1 protein-coding gene and 1 pseudogene are annotated in these 1,431 nt (G+C 66.8%); both read left to right on the plus strand.

The window, feature by feature from the left end:
* The coding region (locus tag EOA28_RS35635) for a DUF4159 domain-containing protein (protein WP_148671098.1) at positions 1–910 on the plus strand (910 nt) is incomplete at its 5' end.
* A 3-nt stretch (positions 911–913) separates the two neighbouring features.
* Positions 914–1,431 (plus strand): annotated as a pseudogene (locus EOA28_RS35640) (hypothetical protein); the annotation flags it as partial.

Here is a 1,431-nt window from a genome sequence, read left to right on the forward strand (position 1 = left end):
GCTAATGGCGCTCGACACCTTGGCCGTATTCTGGATGGGCGGCCTGCTGGCGCGCCGGCCGCGCGGCGCGGCCGTGGCGACCACAGCCGCCGTCCTGGTCGTCCTGGGCAGCCTCTTCGGCCACGCCGATCTCGCCCGCGCCGACGATTCGAAGCCAGGCGACGCCCAGGCGGTCGACGATATTTCGAAGACCCGCATCGCCTATGTCATCACCGGCGAACCCGGCGTCGATTCGATCAGCCGTGCCGGCCTTGAAGGCCTGACCCGTTTCCTGATCGAGAAGACCGCGCTCGAGCCCGGCCCGCCGGCCGGCGTCGACATCGCCAAGGACGAACTGTCCTTCTTCCCGCTGATCTATTGGCCGATCGATGAATCGGCGCCGATGCCCAGCCAGGCGGCGATCGCCCGCATCGATGCCTATATGCAGCAGGGCGGCACGGTCCTGTTCGACACGCGCGACCAGTTTTCCAATGGCATCGGCGCCGGCTCGGCAAGTCCGGCGACCGAGCGGTTGCGCGACATCCTCGCCAATCTCAACGTGCCGCCGCTGGAACCGGTGCCTTCGGACCACGTGCTGACCAAATCCTTCTTCATCCTGCCGGAATTCCCCGGCCGCTTCAGCGGCAGCCCGTTGTGGGTCGAGGCCTCGCTCGACGCCAGCAACACCGAGAACCGCCCCGTGCGCACCGGCGACGGCGTCTCGCCGATCATGATCACCGCCAATGATTTCGCCGGCGCCTGGGCGGTCGACGAGAACGGCGATCCGATGCTGCCGACCGTGCCGCCGGACCCGATGCAGCGCGTCTATGCGCTGCGCGCCGGCGTCAACATCATGATGTACATGCTGACCGGCAACTACAAATCCGACCAGGTGCATGTGCCTGTGCTGCTCGAACGGCTGGGGCAGTAGATCGTGAACTGGTCGATTTCCTTCGAACCGCTCGTCTCCTGGCCGCTCTTCGGCCTGCTCTTCGTGCCATTGCTGCTGCTGGCGCTGGTCGGCCTGTGGTTCCGCCAGCGCGGATCGGCATTGCGCTTCATCGCGCTGCTCGCGCTTGCCGCGGCTTTGCTCAACCCGGTGTTCCTCGCCGAGGAGCGCGAGGCGCTGAAGAGCGTCGTCGCGCTGATCGTCGACCGCAGCCAGAGCCAGGATATCGGCGACCGCACCACGCAGACCGACGAGGCGCTGGCCGGGATGCAGGAGCGTCTTGGCCGCTTCAAGCAATTCGATGTCCGCGTCGTCGAGGCGGGCAAGTCCGAAGCCGCCGACGAACGCACCGAAACCAGGCTGTTCAGCGCGTTGGAAGGCGCCTTTCGCGACGTGCCGCCGTCGCGCATCGGCGGCGCGATCATGATCACCGACGGCGAGGTGCATGATGCATCTGGCGGAACGCCGGAATTCAACGCGCCGCTGCATGCGCTGATCACCGG

Origin of the sequence: Mesorhizobium sp. M2A.F.Ca.ET.067.02.1.1 (assembly GCF_004023285.1) — a bacterium.
GTDB lineage: Bacteria > Pseudomonadota > Alphaproteobacteria > Rhizobiales > Rhizobiaceae > Mesorhizobium.